The organism is Alcanivorax sp. HI0083, from assembly GCF_001635175.1.
This window is the reverse complement of record NZ_LWFX01000586.1, coordinates 1-574: the sequence shown is the minus strand read 5'-3', so window position 1 is coordinate 574 and position 574 is coordinate 1. Positions and strand designations below refer to the sequence as shown.

The window sequence follows — 574 nt, the reverse complement described above, 5'->3', positions numbered from 1 at the left end:
ACGACAGTTCCAGAACACTGAGGATGAGAACGAAAAGCGGCAGTGTGTGTCTGACATGCACACAATAATTCAAGACTCGATATCAATGTGTAGTGAGAGAGTGAATAGTTTGGAGTACGGAGACGAAAATGACTGACCTTGAAAGTGAGCTCAACAAAATCAAATTTCACATCAACCTAATTGGGGAAACGTTGGATTCTCGTGAAAATCCTATACCTAGCCTCGTGATTCATATGAACTGGGATGAATCTGACTTAGATTCAGCGCACGATATTTTTGAAAAATATGACAGCATGGTCGAGGCGGAGGAAGAGGTAAATTGGCAAGCTTTTGAAATGGAATTGAGAGATAGGTTTGGCATTGGGTATCAAACTGTAAAGAGCATAGTCTTGGCGTTTTTCCGAAACCACCAATGGACTGAGGTGTGTACTCTTTATGCTAAAGCTTACGAGTGTATGGAGTTTCATGAAATCACACGCCACAAAGATTAATGTCGCATATAACAATCGCAGGCAGCGCGACCCATTTTTCGCTGCGCTTCAAATGGTCGCCTGCTCCGGGCGTTAGGAGGGTA

At 43.4% G+C, this 574-nt stretch carries 1 protein-coding gene; it reads left to right on the top strand.

What is annotated here, in order from left to right:
• Positions 1-128: 128 nt before the first annotated feature.
• Positions 129-491, top strand: coding sequence for a hypothetical protein (locus A3754_RS05950; RefSeq protein ID WP_063519081.1), 363 nt, complete (start codon positions 129-131; stop codon positions 489-491).
• Positions 492-574: the final 83 nt, after the last annotated feature.